The organism is Pseudomonas sp. HMSC067G02, from assembly GCF_001813485.1.
Taxonomy (GTDB): domain Bacteria; phylum Pseudomonadota; class Gammaproteobacteria; order Pseudomonadales; family Pseudomonadaceae; genus Pseudomonas; species Pseudomonas aeruginosa.
In genome coordinates this window covers 357,469-373,377 of record NZ_KV812632.1, presented here as the reverse complement: position 1 = coordinate 373,377, position 15,909 = coordinate 357,469, and the positions used below count along the sequence as shown (strand labels likewise).

General features: G+C 67.5%; 15 protein-coding genes. 9 read left to right on the top strand and 6 right to left on the bottom strand.

Translation table 11 applies throughout. From position 1 onward, the window contains the following. Positions 1-48: 48 nt before the first annotated feature. The 4 genes from acnD to HMPREF2914_RS05750 all read right to left on the bottom strand — a co-directional run bounded on the left by acnD (position 49) and on the right by HMPREF2914_RS05750 (position 5,635). A complete protein-coding gene (acnD, locus tag HMPREF2914_RS05765) occupies positions 49-2,655 on the bottom strand; it encodes a Fe/S-dependent 2-methylisocitrate dehydratase AcnD (protein ID WP_023092178.1) in 2,607 nt (868 codons plus the stop codon). A gap of 130 nt (positions 2,656-2,785) precedes the next feature. Next, complete coding sequence (gene prpC / locus HMPREF2914_RS05760; RefSeq protein ID WP_023092177.1) at positions 2,786-3,913, bottom strand: bifunctional 2-methylcitrate synthase/citrate synthase; 1,128 nt, start codon at positions 3,911-3,913, stop codon at positions 2,786-2,788. Between the two features lie 92 nt (positions 3,914-4,005). Then, entirely contained in the window at positions 4,006-4,902 is an 897-nt protein-coding gene (gene prpB / locus HMPREF2914_RS05755) for a methylisocitrate lyase (protein ID WP_003103044.1), read from the bottom strand. 10 nt (positions 4,903-4,912) lie between these two features. Next, positions 4,913-5,635 carry a GntR family transcriptional regulator gene (locus tag HMPREF2914_RS05750; RefSeq protein WP_003085635.1) on the bottom strand — a complete coding sequence of 241 codons (723 nt, stop codon included), beginning with the start codon at positions 5,633-5,635 and terminating at the stop codon, positions 4,913-4,915. A 117-nt stretch (positions 5,636-5,752) separates the two neighbouring features. Between HMPREF2914_RS05750 and HMPREF2914_RS05745 the strand changes: the two genes are divergently transcribed. After that, positions 5,753-6,403 carry a class I SAM-dependent methyltransferase gene (locus HMPREF2914_RS05745; protein ID WP_073656955.1) on the top strand — a complete coding sequence of 217 codons (651 nt, stop codon included), beginning with the start codon at positions 5,753-5,755 and terminating at the stop codon, positions 6,401-6,403. A 13-nt stretch (positions 6,404-6,416) separates the two neighbouring features. Here the strand turns inward: HMPREF2914_RS05745 and HMPREF2914_RS05740 are convergent, their stop codons facing one another. Beyond that, positions 6,417-8,408, bottom strand: a complete 1,992-nt coding sequence (locus HMPREF2914_RS05740; protein WP_003140910.1) for a DEAD/DEAH box helicase — start codon at positions 8,406-8,408, stop codon at positions 6,417-6,419. A 655-nt stretch (positions 8,409-9,063) separates the two neighbouring features. On the opposite strand from HMPREF2914_RS05740, the gene HMPREF2914_RS32725 reads away from it, so the two are divergent. From HMPREF2914_RS32725 to HMPREF2914_RS05715, 5 genes are all read left to right on the top strand, one after another. Beyond that, entirely contained in the window at positions 9,064-9,360 is a 297-nt protein-coding gene (locus HMPREF2914_RS32725; protein ID WP_023092175.1) for a DUF3649 domain-containing protein, read from the top strand. Further along, on the top strand, positions 9,357-10,877 hold the full coding sequence (locus HMPREF2914_RS05730) for a PepSY-associated TM helix domain-containing protein (protein WP_023092174.1): 1,521 nt from the start codon (positions 9,357-9,359) through the stop codon (positions 10,875-10,877). Before HMPREF2914_RS32725 ends, HMPREF2914_RS05730 begins: the two co-directional genes overlap by 4 nt. Further along, positions 10,877-11,200, top strand: a complete 324-nt coding sequence (locus HMPREF2914_RS05725) for a DUF3325 domain-containing protein (RefSeq protein WP_004364132.1) — start codon at positions 10,877-10,879, stop codon at positions 11,198-11,200. The genes HMPREF2914_RS05730 and HMPREF2914_RS05725 overlap by 1 nt, the downstream gene beginning before the upstream one ends. Before the next feature lie 85 nt (positions 11,201-11,285). Next, a complete protein-coding gene (locus tag HMPREF2914_RS05720; protein WP_003085641.1) occupies positions 11,286-11,726 on the top strand; it encodes a VOC family protein in 441 nt (146 codons plus the stop codon). 31 nt (positions 11,727-11,757) lie between these two features. Then, on the top strand, positions 11,758-12,579 hold the full coding sequence (locus HMPREF2914_RS05715; protein ID WP_023092173.1) for an aldo/keto reductase: 822 nt from the start codon (positions 11,758-11,760) through the stop codon (positions 12,577-12,579). 209 nt (positions 12,580-12,788) lie between these two features. Here the strand turns inward: HMPREF2914_RS05715 and HMPREF2914_RS05710 are convergent, their stop codons facing one another. Beyond that, positions 12,789-13,016: a hypothetical protein gene (locus HMPREF2914_RS05710; RefSeq protein WP_003085644.1), complete on the bottom strand. Its 228-nt coding sequence runs from the start codon at positions 13,014-13,016 to the stop codon at positions 12,789-12,791. A gap of 560 nt (positions 13,017-13,576) precedes the next feature. Here HMPREF2914_RS05710 and HMPREF2914_RS05705 point away from each other — a divergent pair. The 3 genes from HMPREF2914_RS05705 (at position 13,577) to HMPREF2914_RS05695 (ending at position 15,907) form a co-directional block, all read left to right on the top strand. Then, the gene (locus tag HMPREF2914_RS05705) at positions 13,577-13,972 is read left to right on the top strand and encodes a DoxX family protein (protein ID WP_003114197.1); all 396 of its coding nucleotides are present in this window, start codon (positions 13,577-13,579) and stop codon (positions 13,970-13,972) included. Between the two features lie 625 nt (positions 13,973-14,597). After that, entirely contained in the window at positions 14,598-15,365 is a 768-nt protein-coding gene (ampDh3, locus tag HMPREF2914_RS05700) for an N-acetylmuramoyl-L-alanine amidase AmpDh3 (protein WP_003114198.1), read from the top strand. A gap of 68 nt (positions 15,366-15,433) precedes the next feature. Then, positions 15,434-15,907: an SRPBCC family protein gene (locus HMPREF2914_RS05695; protein ID WP_003085649.1), complete on the top strand. Its 474-nt coding sequence runs from the start codon at positions 15,434-15,436 to the stop codon at positions 15,905-15,907. Positions 15,908-15,909 lie beyond the last annotated feature (2 nt).

Sequence of the window (15,909 nt, the reverse complement as noted above, 5' to 3'; positions counted from 1 at the left end):
GATGACGCTACGCGTCGTCCGTCCTACCAGGGTGTTTCGCCGGCGCCATCAGGCGCCGGCCGCCTCCAGGAAGTCCTGGGCGAAGCGTTGCAGTACGCCGCCGGCTTCGTAGATGGAGACTTCCTCGTCGCTGTCCAGGCGGCAGGTCACCGGCACTTCGAGCCGCTCTCCGTCGCGCCGGTGGATGACCAGGGTCAGGTCGGCGCGTGGCCGGCGAGCGCCGAGCACGTCGAAGGTCTCGCTGCCGTCGATCCCCAGGGTCAGGCGGGTGGTACCCGGCTTGAACTCCAGCGGCAGCACGCCCATGCCGATCAGGTTGGTGCGGTGGATGCGCTCGAAGCCCTCGGCGACGATCGCCTCCACCCCGGCCAGGCGCACGCCCTTGGCCGCCCAGTCGCGCGAAGAACCCTGCCCGTAGTCGGCGCCGGCGACGATGATCAGCGGCTGCTTGCGCTCCATGTAGGTCTCGATGGCTTCCCACATGCGCATCACCTTGCCTTCCGGCTCGACCCGCGCCAGCGAACCCTGCTTCACGCTGCCGTCGGCGTTGCGCACCATCTCGTTGAACAGCTTCGGGTTGGCGAAGGTCGCGCGTTGCGCGGTGAGGTGGTCGCCGCGGTGGGTGGCGTAGGAGTTGAAGTCCTCCTCGGGCAGGCCCATTTTCGCCAGGTATTCGCCTGCCGCGCTGTCGGCGAGGATCGCGTTGGACGGCGACAGGTGGTCGGTGGTGATGTTGTCCGGCAGCACCGCCAGCGGGCGCATGCCGCGCAGGGTGCGTTCGCCGGCGAGGGCGCCTTCCCAGTACGGCGGGCGGCGGATGTAGGTGCTCGTCGGGCGCCAGGCGTAGAGCGGGTCGACCTTCTCGCGCTCGCCGTGGGTGATGTCGAACATCGGGATGTAGACCTGGCGGAACTGCTCGGGCTTCACCGCCGCCCTGACCACCGCGTCGATCTCCTCGTCGCTCGGCCAGAGGTCCTTCAGGCGGATCTCCTTGCCGTCCGCCACGCCGAGCACGTCGCGCTCGATGTCGAAGCGGATGGTCCCGGCGATGGCGTAGGCCACCACCAGCGGCGGCGAGGCGAGGAAGGCCTGCTTGGCGTAGGGGTGGATGCGCCCGTCGAAGTTGCGGTTGCCGGAGAGCACCGCGGTGGCGTACAGGTCGCGCTCGACGATCTCCCGCTGGATCGCCGGGTCGAGGGCGCCGGACATGCCGTTGCAAGACGTGCAGGCGTAGGCCACCACGCCGAAGCCGAGGGCTTCCAGGTGCGGCAGCAGGCCGGCTTCGCGCAGGTATTCGGTGACCACCTTGGAGCCGGGTGCCAGCGAGGTCTTCACCCATGGCTTGCGGACCAGGCCGAGGCGGTCGGCGTTGCGCGCCAGCAGGCCGGCGGCGATCACGTTGCGCGGGTTGCTGGTGTTGGTGCAACTGGTGATCGCGGCGATGATCACCGCGCCGTCCGGCATCAGGCCCTCGGCTTCCTCGGCGCGGGCCCGCTCGAGGTTGCCGGCGATGCCTTTCGCCGCCAGTTCGCTGGTGGCGACCCTGGCGTGCGGATTGGACGGGCCGGCCATGTTGCGCACCACGCTGGACAGGTCGAACTTCAGCACCCGCTCGTACTCGGCGTCGACCAGGCTGTCGGCCCAGAGCCCGGCGGTGCGCGCATAGGCCTCCACCAGGGCGACCTGCTCGTCGTCGCGGCCGGTGAGGCGCAGGTAGTCGATGGTCTGCTGGTCGATGGCGAACATCGCCGCGGTGGCGCCGTATTCCGGAGCCATGTTGGAGATGGTCGCGCGGTCGCCGAGGGTCAGGCTGGAGGCGCCTTCGCCGTAGAACTCCAGGTAGGCGCCGACCACCTTCTGCTTGCGCAGGAACTCGGTCAGGGCCAGCACCACGTCGGTGGCGGTGATGCCCGGCTGGCGACGGCCGCTCAGCTCGACGCCGACGATGTCCGGCAGGCGCATCCAGGAGGCGCGGCCGAGCATCACGTTCTCCGCTTCCAGGCCGCCGACGCCGATGGCGATCACGCCCAGGGCGTCGACGTGCGGGGTATGGCTGTCGGTACCCACGCAGGTATCGGGGAAGGCCACGCCGTCGCGCGCCTGGATCACCGGCGACATTTTCTCCAGGTTGATCTGGTGCATGATGCCGTTGCCCGGCGGGATCACGTCGACGTTGCGGAAGGCCTGCTTGGTCCAGTCGATGAAGTGGAAGCGGTCCTCGTTGCGGCGGTCCTCGATGGCGCGGTTCTTGGCGAAGGCCTCGGGGTCGTAGCCGCCGCATTCCACCGCCAGCGAGTGGTCGACGATCAGTTGCACCGGCACCACCGGGTTGACCTGGGCCGGGTCGCCGCCCTTGTCGGCGATGGCGTCGCGCAGGCCGGCGAGGTCGACCAGAGCGGTCTGCCCGAGGATGTCATGGCAGACCACCCGCGCCGGGTACCAGGGGAAGTCGAGGTCGCGCTTGCGCTCGACCAGTTGGCGCAGCGAAGCCTCCAGGGTCGCCGGGGCGCAGCGGCGCACCAGGTTCTCGGCGAGCACGCGGGAGGTATAGGGCAGCTTGGCGTAGGCGCCGGGCTGGATCGCCTCGACCGCCTCGCGGGCGTCGAAGTAGTCCAGGCGGGTGCCGGGGAGCGGTTTGCGGTGTGCGCTGTTCATGGCTCGGACTCAATCACGGGGTGTTCGGAAGCGTGTCGCTCGCGCCGTGGCGCAGCCCACGCCGGCCTTTCGAATTCTGGGTGCGGCAACCGTCCGGCGCGCTCGCGTTCGGCGCGCCGGACGGCGTGGATCAGCGTTGCTCCAGCGGCACGAACGCGCGCTGTTCGACGCCGGTGTACTCGGCGCTCGGGCGGATGATGCGGTTGTTGGCGCGCTGTTCGAAGACGTGGGCGGTCCAGCCGCTGGTCCGCGAGCAGACGAAGATCGGCGTGAACAGCTTGGTCGGGATGCCCATGAAGTGATACGCCGAGGCGTGGTAGAAGTCGGCGTTGGGGAACAGCTTCTTCTGCTCCCACATGGTCTTGTCGATGGCTTCGGAAACCGCGAACAGGACCTTGTCGCCGACCTCGTCGGCGAGCTGCTTCGACCAACCCTTGATCACTTCGTTGCGCGGGTCGGAATCCTTGTAGATGGCATGCCCGAAGCCCATGATCTTGTCCTTGCGCTCGAGCATCTTCAGCAGCTTGGCGGTGGCTTCCTGCGGCGAAGAGAAGCGTTCGATCAGTTCCATCGCCGCCTCGTTGGCGCCGCCGTGCAGCGGGCCGCGCAGCGAGCCGATGGCGCCGGTGACGCAGGAGTAGAGGTCGGACAGGGTCGAGGCGCAAACCCGCGCGGTGAAGGTGGATGCGTTGAACTCATGCTCGGCGTAGAGGATCAGCGAGACGTTCATCACCTTCACGTGCAGCTCGCTGGGCTTCCTGCCGTGGAGCAGGGCGAGGAAGTGCCCGCCGATGGTCGGCTCGTCGCTGTTGCAGTCGATGCGCTGGCCTTCGTGGGTGAAGCGGTACCAGTAGGTCATGATCGCCGGGAAGGCGGCGAGCAGGCGGTCGGCGACGTCGCGCTGCTGGTCGAAGCTCAGCTCCGGTTCCAGGGTGCCGAGGACCGAGGCGCCGGTGCGCATCACGTCCATCGGGTGGGCGTCCTTCGGAATCCGTTCGAGAACTTCCTTCAGCGCCTGCGGCAGGTCGCGCTGGCCCTGGAGCTTCTTCAGGTAGGCGTCGAGCTGTTGCTTGTTCGGCAGTTCGCCGTAGAGCAGCAGGTAGGCGACTTCCTCGAAGATCGCCGCCGCCGCCAGGTCGCGGACGTCGTAGCCACGGTAGGTCAGGCCGGCGCCTTCCTGGCCGACGGTGGACAGGGCTGTCTGGCCGGCCACCTGGCCACGCAGGCCGGCGCCACTCAGTACTTTTGCTTCAGCCATTGCTCTCTCCTTTCTTGAATTTTTTCTGGATGCTGCAACTCGGTTTCACGGGGTTCGCGGACCGGCGCTCAGGCGCACGCCGGGCTCGATGCTCAGGCGTTCTTCTTCTGCGCGAAGAGCGCGTCGAGCTTCTGCTCGAAGCTGTGGTAATCGATGCGATCGTACAGCTCCATGCGGGTCTGCATGGTATCGATCACGTTCTTCTGGGTGCCGTCGCGACGGATCGCGGTGTAGACGTTCTCCGCCGCCTTGTTCATGGCGCGGAAGGCCGACAGCGGGTAGAGCACCAGGGACACGTCGGCGGAGGCCAGTTCGTCGGTGGTGAACAGCGGGGTGGCGCCGAACTCGGTGATGTTGGCCAGCACCGGCACCTTCACCGCGGCGGCGAACTCCTTGTACATGGCCAGTTCGGTCATGGCTTCCGGGAAGATCATGTCGGCGCCGGCCTCGACGCAGGCGCAGGCGCGGTCGATGGCGGCCTGCAGGCCTTCCACGGCCAGCGCGTCGGTGCGCGCCATGATCACGAAGGAGTCGTCGCTGCGGGCATCGACGGCGGCCTTGATGCGGTCGACCATCTCCTGCTGCGAGACGATCTCCTTGTTCGGCCGATGGCCGCAGCGCTTGGCACCGACCTGGTCCTCGATATGCATCGCGGCGGCGCCGAACTTGATCATCGACTTCACCGTGCGGGCGACGTTGAACGCCGAGGAGCCGAAGCCGGTGTCGACGTCCACCAGCAGCGGCAGGTCGCAGACGTCGGTGATCCGGCGCACGTCGGTGAGCACGTCGTCGAGGCCGCTGATGCCCAGGTCCGGCAGGCCCAGGGAACCGGCGGCGACGCCGCCGCCGGACAGGTAGATGGCCTTGAAGCCGGCGCGCTTGGCCAGCAGGGCGTGGTTGGCGTTGATGGTGCCGACCACCTGCAGCGGGTGCTCGGTGGCCACGGCTTCGCGGAAGCGCTGGCCGGGGGTAAGGGACGTCTGGCTCATCACGGACCTCTTAGACGGTGGAGGAAGCGGAGGCGAGCTTCGCCGGCTGGGGTTCCAGCTGGCGCTCGATATTGCGGCGCGACGCACTGATGTGGCGGCGCATCAGCAGCTCGGCCAGTTCGCCGTCACGGTCGGCGATGGCGTCGAGAATGCGGTGGTGTTCGGCGAAGGCCTGGCGCGGCCGGTTCGGTGTGGTCGAGTACTGGATGCGGTACATCCGCACCAGTTGGTAGAGCTCGCCGCAGAGCATGCGGGTGAGGGTGGCGTTGCCGCTGCCCTGGATGATCCGGTAGTGGAAGTCGTAGTCGCCTTCCTGCTGGTAATAGCCGCGCCCGGCCTGGAACGCCTCGTCGCGCTCGTGGGTGTCGAGCACCCGGCGCAACTCGTCGATCTCGGCCTGGCTCATGCGCTCGGCGGCCAGTCGGCAGGCCATGCCTTCCAGGGACTCGCGGATCTCGTAGAGTTCGATCAGCTCGGCGTGGCTCAGCGACACCACCCGCGCCCCGACATGCGGCACCCGCACCAGCAGGCGCAGGCCTTCCAGGCGGTGGATCGCCTCGCGCAGCGGGCCGCGGCTGATGCCGTAGGTGCGCGCCAGCTCCGGCTCGGAGATCTTGCTGCCCGGCGCGATCTCGCCGCTGACGATGGCGCTCTGGATCTTGCGGAAGACGTGTTCCGACAAGGTCTCGCCGTCGTCATGGGCAATCTCGAGAGGGGGCGGGTTCTGGGTCATGGTACTGGCTGTCCGGGTCGATGTGTCGACAATGTTTGCGAAAGCTACCGCCTGGATTGCGTGGGGTCAATCATTCGTCGCTTGATTGTCGACAATCGTCTAATGCATCGCTGGTCTATGCTTTCCCCTCCAGTCGCTGTGCCAGGAGAGAGTTTCGTGGGCATCTATGACCGTTACGTGTTGCCGCGCCTGATCGACTTCGCCTGCGGCATGGGCGACGTGATGAAGCAGCGTTCGCTGCTGGTGCCGCGCGCCCATGGGCGGGTGCTGGAGGTCGGTCTGGGCACCGGGCTCAACCTGGGCTTCTACGATGCGGCGAAGGTGTCGGCGATCGTCGGCGTCGACCCGGCCGCGCAAATGCAGGCGCTGGCCCGCGAGCGCGCGGCGCAAATCGGCATCCCGGTGGAAATGGTCGCCCTCGAGCTTGGCGAGATCCGCGCCGAGGCGGAAAGCTTCGACACCATCGTCTGCACTTTCACCCTTTGCTCCATCGCCGCGCCGCTGCCGGCGCTGGGCGAGATGCGTCGGGTGCTGAAGCGTGGCGGCGAATTGCTGTTCTGCGAGCACGGGCGCGCGCCGGACGCCTCGGTGCTGGCCTGGCAACGGCGCCTGACGCCCTGGTGGAAACCGCTGGCCGGCGGTTGCCACCTGGACCGCGACATGCCGGCCTTGCTGCGCGAGGCCGGCTTTCGCATCGACGAGCTGGAACAGGGCTACCTGCCCGGGCCGCGGCCGATGACCTACGTCTACCGCGGCGTCGCGCGCTGAATCCGGGCGGCGCTCAGAGCGCCTTGGGCAGGGGCGCGAACAGCGCGTCGATATCGGCCTCGTCGAGCTTCCAGCCGTCGCCGTTGCCTTCGCTGAACAGGCCGTCGGCGAGGGCGGCCTTTTCCTGCTGCAGGTGCTGGATCTTCTCTTCCACCGTGCCGCGGGCGATCAGCCGGTAGACGAACACCGGCTTGTCCTGGCCGATGCGGTAGGCGCGGTCGCTGGCCTGGTTCTCCACCGCCGGGTTCCACCAGGGATCGTAGTGGATCACGGTGTCCGCCGCGGTCAGGTTGAGGCCGACCCCGCCTGCCTTCAGGCTGATCAGGAACACCGGCACCTTGCCGCTCTGGAAGCGCTGTACCGGGGCTCGGCGGTCGCGGGTCTCGCCGGTCAGCAGGACGTAGTCGACGCCGCGCTGGCGCAGGGCGTCCTCGATCAGCGCGAGCATCGAGGTGAACTGCGAGAACAGCAGGACCCGGCGACCCTCGGCGATCAGTTCGTCGAGCATGTCGAGCAGGTAGGCCAGCTTGCCCGAGCTGAGCGCCCGGCCGCTGCGCGCGCCGTCTTCCTGGCGTTGCAGCAGGCGCGTATCGCAGCAGACCTGGCGCAGCTTGAGCAGCGCCTCGAGGATCACGATGCGGCTGCGCGCCAGGCCGCGCCGGGCGATCTCCTCGCGGACCTTGCGGTCCAGCGCCAGGCGCACGGTCTCGTAGAGTTCGCGTTGCGCCTCGCTGAGTTCGACGAACTGGGTGAACTCGCTCTTCGGCGGCAGTTCCGAGGCCACCTGTTCCTTGGTCCGTCGCAGCAGGAACGGCCGCAGGCGCGCGGCCAGGTGGCTGAGGCGTGCCTCGTCGCCGTGCTTCTCGATCGGCGTGCGGTAGTCCTGGGCGAACTGGCGGGCATCGCCGAGCCAGCCGGGCATCAGGAAATGAAACAGCGACCAGAGTTCGCCGAGGTGGTTCTCCAGCGGCGTGCCGGTCAGGCACAGGCGATGCCGTGCCGCTAGCTCGCGGGCGGCGACGGCGGCCTTGGTGGTGGCGTTCTTGATGTTCTGCGCCTCGTCGAGGATCAGCAGGTGGAACCGCCGCTTGCCCAGCTCGGCGGCGTCGCGTGGCAGCAAGGCATAGGTGGTCAGCACCAGGTCGTGCTCGTCGATGCGGGCGAAGTCGCGGCGCCGGCCGGCGCCGTGCAGGGCCAGCACGCGCAGATCGGGGGCGAAGCGCTCGGCCTCGTCCAGCCAGTTGGGGATCAGGCTGGTGGGCATCACCACCAGCGCCGGCGTGTCGAGCCGCCCGGCCTGCTTTTCCAGGAGCACGTGGGCCAGCGACTGCAAGGTCTTGCCCAGCCCCATGTCGTCGGCCAGCACGCCGCCGCTGTCGAGTTCGCGCAGGGTCTGCATCCAGCTCAGGCCTTCGAGCTGGTAGGGCCGCAGTTCGGCGCGCAGGCCTTGCGGCGGGGTCGCCGGACGAGCCTGGAAACTGCGTAGGCGGCGGGCGAAGTCGCGCAGGTTGTCGCCGCCTTCCCAGGCCAGCGGCAACTCGTCGAGATCGGCCAGGCGCGCCGCGTCCGGTGCGCCCAGGCGCAGCTTGCGCTGCGGTTCGGGGTCGCCCAGGTAGAAGTCGGAAAGCGTCGCCAGCACCGGCTTCAGGCGGCCGAAGGGCAGCGCCACGCGCAGCGGCGGGTTGAGTTCCAGGCGCAGCACCAGTTGCTCTTCGTCGGCGTGCCGGGCGAGGGCGCGCGGATCGAGCAGGGCCGGGCTGCGGCGGATCAGCTCGGTCAGAGCCGGCAGCAGGCTGACCCGCTGTCCGGCGACCTGGATGCCCAGTTCCAGCTCGAACCACTGGCGGTCGTCGGCTTCCTCGACCTCGGCGTACCAGGCGTCGATGGGCGTCAGGTCGTAGGCGAAGTCGGCGCGGATGTCGATGAACCAGCCCTGCTGGCGCAGGCGCGGCAGGTCGTCCTGCATGAAGTGCAGCCAGGCGTTGTCGCCGGGCAGTTCGAACATCTCGCCGGCGCTTTCCTCGAGCGCGTCGCTGCGCCGGGTCGCCGGCTTGAAGCCGAGGCGGCGCAGGGTCTCGCGGTATTCCTGCTCGTGCGCCGGACGCCGTTCTATACGCCGCTGGGCCACCCGTGGCTCGCTGCCGGGACGCCCGGAAACCGCCTCGCCGGCATAGATGAAGGCCAGCGCCGCGCGGTGCCGGGAAATGCTCTGCATGCGTCCGCTGCGCAGGTCGTAGCCGCTGTGCACGTGGCTGCCGAGGGTCAGCCGCGCATACGGCCGGGCCGGGTCGATGGCCAGGCTGAGCTGGGTGTCTGGGGCGGAGGGTGAAGTCATCCGGTATGTCCTTCGGCGGAACCAGCCGAAACCGCAAACAGCCGATATTACCAAGCTCGACGCGCTTGCGCAGAGCGGAGATGGACGTATGGCGAGGCGGGCGGGGACGGCGGGATACGACCCGCTCTCGTCGGACCCCGGCAATCCCAGGCGTGCCGCGACCTGGCGGTCGTCCGGAGCAAGTACAAATGCGAACGTAATTGAGATACAGTCGCAAACCTTCCGAATCGACGACCGCCTCGCCACCCGCGAGCGCGGCGTCGCCGTGCCAGCCAGACGAGGTAGCGACGATGCAAGGCCCTGTTTCCACCCGGGACGCCGCCCCATGACCAGCCAGGCCCTGGCCGGCGGACTGTCCGTCACCGGCCGCATCCTCGTCGCGGTCCTGCTTGGCTACGCGCTGGCCTATGCGGTCACCGTCTGCCTGAGCATCTACCTGCCGCTGCCGCGTCCCGACCGGGTCTCGTTCGGCAGCCTCGGCTGCTTCGCCGTGTGGGTCGCGGCCATCGTCTACGCCTTCGCCGCGCGCAGCGCCTGGCGCGCCTGCTGGGTGCTGGCGCTGGCCAGCCTGGCGCTGGGCGGCCTGGCCTGGCTCGGCCTCGACTACGGAGCGCGTCCATGAACCTGCGTCAATCGATGTCCGGCCTGCATACCTGGTCGGGGCTGCTGGTCAGCTGGCTGCTGTTCGTCATCGTCTTCGCCGGCAGCCTGGCCAGCTTCGACAAGGAGCTGACCCGCTGGATGCAGCCGGACCTGCACCTGCCCGGCGCGCAGTCGCTGGGCGCCGACCAGGTGCGCGACTGGTTGCGCCAGCGCGCTCCCGATGCCCATGCCTGGTGGATGCTGCCGCCGAGCGCGCGGGCGCCTTACTGGAACGCCGGCTGGGAACCGCGCGACGGCAGCGAGTTCAAGGCCTTCCAGCTGGACGCGGTGAGTGGCCAGCCGCTGCCGAAGACGGTCGGCGGCGAGTTCTTCTTCACCCTGCACTACGACCTGCACGCCGGCATGGTCGGCCTGTACATCGTCGGCATCGCCGGGATGCTGATGCTGGTGGCGCTGGTCAGCGGGACCATCGTGCACCGGCGGATCTTCAAGGACTTCTTCACCCTGCGCCCGCAGGCGGCGCGGCAGCGCGCCTGGCTCGACGCGCACAACGTGCTGGGGGTGATCGGCCTGCCGTTCCACCTGATGATCGCCTACACCGGCCTGGTGATCTTCATCGTCTACTACATGCAGGCGGGCCTGCAGGTGGTCTACCAGAACGATAGCGAGCGCTTCTTCCATGAAGTGCAGGGCTCCTACGAACGCGAGGAAGTCGGCCGCCCGGCGGGGCCGCCGGCGTCCATCGACGGCCTGATCGTCGAGGCCGGCAAGGTCTGGGCCGACGGCGGCGCGCCGGGCTGGATCAGCGTCCACCATCCCTATGACGAGGCGGCCACCGTGGACATCCGCCGGCGCGACGCCTCGCGCATCCTCGACGACCAGCGCACGGTCAACTTCGATGCCTCCAGCGGCGAACTGCTGCATGCCCAGCCGTCCTATGCGCCCGGCTACGCCACCTACGGCTGGCTGACCGGCCTGCACATGATCCAGTGGGGCGGCCAGTTGGTGCGCTGGATGTACCTGTTGCTCGGGCTGTCCGGGGCGATGATGATCTTCGGCGGGTTGCAGGTCTGGCTGGCCAAGCGCGAGGCCCGCGGCAGTCGCGGCGTTGGTCTGGTGCGGGCGCTGAACCTGGCGGTCTGCGGCGGCCTGCCGCTGGCCAGCCTGGCGCTGCTGTGGGGCAACCGCCTGCTGCCGACGCAACTGGCCGGCCGCGACACCTGGGAGATCCGCGTGTTTTGCGCCAGTTGGGCGCTGGTCGCGCTGTGGGCCATCGTCCGCCGCAACAGCGGGACCCTCGGTCGCACGCAACTGCGCCTCGCCGCCGTGCTGGCGCTGGGCCTGCCGCTGCTCGGCCTGCTGCGTAGCCCGGAAGGCAACCTGCTGGCCAGCCTGCAGCGCGGCGACTGGGTGCTGGCCGGCGTCGACCTCAGCCTGCTGGGCCTCGGCCTGCTCTGCGCCTGGCTCGGCTGGCGACGTCGGCAAGCGTCGAGCAAGCCTGCCCGGCGACGCCTGAACGTCCAGGAGGTGGCCTGATGCTGCTGGTCTTCGGCCTCAACCTGCTGGCCTTCACCGCTCTCTGCCTGGCCATGAACCGCCACCACAAGAACCTCCTCGGCCACCAGCCGTCGGCTTCCCGGGTGCTTCTGCTACGCGGCGTGGCGCTGCTCGACCTGGGCCTGGCGCTGGCCTTCTCGATCCACCGGCAGGGCGTGGAGATCGGCATCGTCTTCTGGTCCTGCTTGCTGATGCTGGCGGCCGGCACGCTGGTCCTGCTGCTCGCCTGGCGGCCACGCTGGGCATTGCCTTGCGCCGCCGGAGTGCCGTTGCTCGGCGGAGTGCTGGCGCTGCTGCGCTGAAGGGCGCGCCGCCCATCCGTGCCTCGGGGGCGGTCCGGTCCAGCGTCTATGCTGGTGGTCGTGCTTTCCCCCGGAGGTATGCGCCATGCACACGCCCGCCAGCAACACCGTCGCCAGCGTCATTCCCTGCCTGCGTTACCGCGATGCGCCGGCCGCCATCGACTGGCTGTGCCGGACCTTCGGCTTCCAGCGCAAGCTGGTGGTGCCCGGCGAGGACGGACAGGTGCTCCACGCCGAGTTGACCTACGCCAGCCCGAACGGCGCCAACGGCATGCTGATGCTCGGCTCGAGCGTCCGCGACAACGCCTACGGTCGGCTGATGCGGCACGTCGACGAAGCCGGCGGCAATACCCAGAGCCTCTACCTGGTGGTCGCCGATCCCGACGCCCTGTTCCGCAGCGCCCAGGCCGCCGGCGCCGAGATCGTCATCGACATCAAGGACGAGGACTACGGCGGTCGCGGCTTCACTTGCCGCGATCCGGAGGGCCACGTCTGGAGCTTCGGCAGCTATGATCCCTGGGCATGAGGCCCCGTCCATTCACCACAGGAGACGCTGCATGAAAACGCTCACGCTGATCGATGGCCAGGAGGTCGCCGCCATCGGCCAGGGTACCTGGCATATCGGCGAGCAGCCCGGCGAACGCAAGCGCGAGGTCGCGGCGCTGCGCGAAGGCATCGAGCTGGGGATGACGCTGATCGATACCGCCGAGATGTACGCCGAGGGCGGCGCCGAGGACGTGGTCGGCGCGGCTATCGCGGGACGCCGCGAAGAGGTCTTCCTGGTCAGCAAGGTCTACCCGCACAACGCCAGCCGCAAGGGTCTGCCGGCAGCCTGCGAGCGCAGCCTGCGCCGGCTCGGTTGCGAAACCATCGACCTCTACCTGCTGCACTGGCAGGGCCGGTATCCGCTGGAGGAAACCATCGAAGCCTTCGAGCGGTTGCGCGACCAGGGCAAGATCCTGCGCTGGGGCGTGTCCAACTTCGACCTGGGCGACATGTACGAACTGGACGGCAGCGCCTGCGCCGCCAACCAGGTTATGTACAACCTGGAGGAACGCGGTATCGAATACGACCTGCTGCCCTGGTGCCAGGAGCGCGGCATGCCGGTGATGGCCTACTGTCCGGTGGGGCAGGGCGGCAGGCTGCTACGGCACCCGGCGCTCGGCGAGATCGCCGCGCGCCACGACGCCAGCAGCGCCCAGGTCGCCCTGGCCTGGCTACTGGAGCAGGGGGTGATCGCGATCCCGAAGGCGGTGACGTCCGCTCACATCCGCCAGAATGCGGCGGCGGCCGACCTGGAACTGAGCGCCGACGACCTGCGGGCGCTCGACCAGGCGTTCCCGTCGCCTACCCGCAAGCGAAACCTGGCGATCGTCTGAGTGGAGTACGGGAGAAACGGCCTGCGCTTGTTTCCCCTGGCCGCGGGAATATGACGAAGTTGGCGAGGAAATATTTAAAAAGGAATAAGTAAATATTTATTTCCTGCGTGGGAACTTTCTTCAACTTAACCTGTATTTTTCGCTGTCCCACAAAAAAGCCCCGTCGGGGACGGGGCTTTTCCTTGCATTCGCGCTGATGCTTGCATGATTCAGGCAGCCAGTGTTTTCTTGCGAACTCGATTGATCACTTCTTCCATTTTGCCGGAGTCGTCGTACTGCTCCGGATACAGGCGCTCGCTGTGGCAGGCCACGCCATGCTGGTCAACGATGGTGAAACTGAAGTTTCCTTTACGAGTTGCCTGGATCAGGCAGTCGAACGGCGCAAATGCGGCGGTTAGGGTGCGAATTGCATCCTGAGTACGATGTTGAATAGACATATTCTTATGTTCCTTTACTTTCACGCTTATGGAGCAGCGTATATTGCAAATGTTCCCGCTCCGTGACAGTGCCAAGAAAGCTTTGTGTCGGGGGAACGTACTGGTTATGCCGGCTTTTTTCGAAAAGAGCAAGCTGGCAGTTCAGGTACTAATCAGAGGATCGATTGGCAGGAAAGTTTCCAGGCCAGGATCCTGATCAATCTGCGGGTGGTATTGCGGGACGCCGGTCTTCCCATCGGCCCTGCGTGGCAGGGGATTGCTTCAGAAGAGTGGCGACCGAAGAACCATCGGAAGGCTGTAACCCTGATGGTAGAGCCCTTTTCATCTGTGGGCCCGGTCGTGGGGTAAAGCCTGATTGACTTTCAGTTTGGTACGCAGTCCCGGATTGTATGTCTTTCGACGAAGAAAGGCCAGGACATTTTTTGAGCAGATGTCGCCCCGGCGGCGGGAATGTTTGAGCATTTGTTTCGGCGGACGCCTGCCAACCGGGCAAAGGTTATGGGCCTGGCGTCGGCGGCGCGTGGCAGGATTGCCGTTCCATCGCCGCGCCGAGGTTATCCATGCCGTCGCCCGCTCGCACGCTGCTCCTGGCCTTCGTGTCCGCCTGGTTCCTGCTGGGTGGGCTGGGCCATTTCGTCTTCACCGATTTCTTCGTCGGCATCGTCCCGCCCTACGTGCCCTGGCCGCTGGCGGCGGTGTGGGTCAGCGGGGTCTTCGAACTGCTCGGCGCCGCCGCCCTGCTGGTGCCGGCATGGCGCCGGCTGGCGGCGTGCGGGCTGTTCATCCTGACCCTCTGCGTGACCCCGGCCAACCTCTACATGTGGCAGCACCCCGACCTGTTCCCATCCTTCCCGCCGACGCTGCTGGCCGCTCGCCTGGCGCTGCAGGCGTTCCTCCTCGGCTGCATCCTGGCGCTGATGCTGGCGCGGGACGAGGCGCCGCTGGCACGACGCTAGGCGCAGGCGAAAAAAAGCCACTGTGCGGGGGTGGACAGTGGCCGGGAATGCCAGGAGATGGAGGAGCAATCGGACCTGGCGTGGATAGAGTAGTAGCCGCTCTGTCGAGGGTCTGTATGGCTATTGGTGGACTTTGTGAAGAAGTGCAAAGTAGAGCGGCCAACGGACGAACGGTGTTGCACGCGGCGGGACGCTCGCGGTAGTTTTTTCCCATGATCACGTTTCCCGTGGTCGCCCTCGAAGCCCGGCCCCAGCGCCGGGCTTCGTCGTTTCCGCCCGCCGCGCAACGGACGCAGCGGGCGGCGACCGGTGCGAAAGGCTCTGGCGTGCGCCCGCATGGCGTCCGGCCAACTTAAAGTTCGGTTGTGCCGACTGCTGTCATAACGCCATCGTTCAGTGGCCTCGGTGAGCCCCCGTACCCCCAGTTCGCTGGGGCTTGCCTTTGGTGTATCCCTTTTGCCCGGCCGCGTGCCGGGCTTTTTTATGCCCGGTCTTCTTCCTTCCGGTTTAGCCGGGGCCCGCGTTTCCTCGGCCGGCCCCTGAACCTCATCGCTGCATCGACGTCCCTAGCTACAGGCGAGCCTGTGGCCGGGGGCTTTCCATCATCCGCAAAAAGGTGAAAACCATGCTGACCATCGACTACAACAGCTATCGCACCACTACCCCCTACGGCAAACGCGTGCGCTTCCTGGTGCTGCACTACACCGCGCTCGACTTCGCCGCTTCGGTCAAGGCGCTGACCACCGGCGCCGCCAGCGCCCACTACCTGATCCCGGCGCCGCACGACCCCAGCTACAAGGCCGCCGGCTTCAAGGGCCAGCGCATCTTCAACCTGGTCGCCGAGGAAGACCGCGCCTGGCACGCCGGCGTCAGCGGCTGGGCGCGCCGCGACAACCTCAACGACACCTCCATCGGCATCGAGATCGTCAACCTCGCCCGCGACGACGACGGCGTGTTCACCTTCCCCGACTACGAGCGCTCGCAGATCAACGCACTCAAGCAACTGGCGAAGAACATCCTGCAGCGCTACCCGGACATGACCCCGAAGAACGTGGTCGGCCACTCCGACATCGCCGTCGGGCGCAAGTCCGACCCGGGTCCGAAGCTGCCCTGGAAGGAACTCTACGAGGCCGGTATCGGCGCCTGGTACGACGACGCCACCCGCGATCGCTATCGCGAAGGCTTCGAGCGCGACGGCCTGCCGCCGCGCGCCGACCTGCTGGAGGCGTTCCGCCTGTACGGCTATGCGCTGCCGGCGACGGTCGACGACGCCTACTTCGCCAGCCTGCTGCGCGCCTTCCAGATGCATTTCCGCCCGGAGAACTACGACGGCGCGCTGGATGTGGAGACGGCGGCGATCCTCTACGCTCTGAACGAGAAATACCCGGCCTGAGCCATTAACCGCGAGCGGCCGCCCGATGCGGCGGCCGCTCCCTTGCCCACCCCCATGGAGGACTTGCCATGACTGCCGTCGCACAGGTCGTCGCCAAGGCGGAAATGCTGATCCGCCGCCCCATCGCCGAGGTCTTCGAAGCCTTCGTCGATCCGGCCATCACCGCCAGGTTCTGGTTCAGCCGCGGCGATGCCCGCCTCGAAGCCGGGAAACGGCTGCGCTGGCACTGGGACATGTACGGGGTTTCCCAGGAAATCGAAGTGAAAGACCTGCAAACGAACCGCCGCATCCTCATCGAATGGCCGAATGGCGACAGCAACCCTTCCCAGGTGGAGTGGCTGTTCGAGGAACTGCCCGGCGCCGGGACCTTCGTCAGCATCCGCAACAGCGGTTTCGTTGGCACCCCGGAAGAAGTCATCCCGCGGGTGGTCGACGCCACCGAAGGTTTCACCCTGGTGCTGGCCGGACTCAAGGCCTGCCTGGAGCATGGCATCGCCTTGAACCTGGTGGCCGACCGTTTTCCCCGCGGTCTCGATGGCTGAGC

What these genes read in the sequence shown, in the direction of transcription:
- acnD (WP_023092178.1), bottom strand. Translation starts at nt 2,655, where the DNA reads ATGAACAGCGCACACCGCAAACCGCTCCCCGGCACCCGCCTGGACTAC.
- prpC (WP_023092177.1), bottom strand. Translation starts at nt 3,913, where the DNA reads ATGGCTGAAGCAAAAGTACTGAGTGGCGCCGGCCTGCGTGGCCAGGTG.
- prpB (WP_003103044.1), bottom strand. Translation starts at nt 4,902, where the DNA reads ATGAGCCAGACGTCCCTTACCCCCGGCCAGCGCTTCCGCGAAGCCGTG.
- HMPREF2914_RS05750 (WP_003085635.1), bottom strand. Translation starts at nt 5,635, where the DNA reads ATGACCCAGAACCCGCCCCCTCTCGAGATTGCCCATGACGACGGCGAG.
- HMPREF2914_RS05745 (WP_073656955.1), top strand. Translation starts at nt 5,753, where the DNA reads ATGCTTTCCCCTCCAGTCGCTGTGCCAGGAGAGAGTTTCGTGGGCATC.
- HMPREF2914_RS05740 (WP_003140910.1), bottom strand. Translation starts at nt 8,408, where the DNA reads ATGTTCGAACTGCCCGGCGACAACGCCTGGCTGCACTTCATGCAGGAC.
- HMPREF2914_RS32725 (WP_023092175.1), top strand. Translation starts at nt 9,064, where the DNA reads ATGACCAGCCAGGCCCTGGCCGGCGGACTGTCCGTCACCGGCCGCATC.
- HMPREF2914_RS05730 (WP_023092174.1), top strand. Translation starts at nt 9,357, where the DNA reads ATGAACCTGCGTCAATCGATGTCCGGCCTGCATACCTGGTCGGGGCTG.
- HMPREF2914_RS05725 (WP_004364132.1), top strand. Translation starts at nt 10,877, where the DNA reads ATGCTGCTGGTCTTCGGCCTCAACCTGCTGGCCTTCACCGCTCTCTGC.
- HMPREF2914_RS05720 (WP_003085641.1), top strand. Translation starts at nt 11,286, where the DNA reads ATGCACACGCCCGCCAGCAACACCGTCGCCAGCGTCATTCCCTGCCTG.
- HMPREF2914_RS05715 (WP_023092173.1), top strand. Translation starts at nt 11,758, where the DNA reads ATGAAAACGCTCACGCTGATCGATGGCCAGGAGGTCGCCGCCATCGGC.
- HMPREF2914_RS05710 (WP_003085644.1), bottom strand. Translation starts at nt 13,016, where the DNA reads ATGTCTATTCAACATCGTACTCAGGATGCAATTCGCACCCTAACCGCC.
- HMPREF2914_RS05705 (WP_003114197.1), top strand. Translation starts at nt 13,577, where the DNA reads ATGCCGTCGCCCGCTCGCACGCTGCTCCTGGCCTTCGTGTCCGCCTGG.
- ampDh3 (WP_003114198.1), top strand. Translation starts at nt 14,598, where the DNA reads ATGCTGACCATCGACTACAACAGCTATCGCACCACTACCCCCTACGGC.
- HMPREF2914_RS05695 (WP_003085649.1), top strand. Translation starts at nt 15,434, where the DNA reads ATGACTGCCGTCGCACAGGTCGTCGCCAAGGCGGAAATGCTGATCCGC.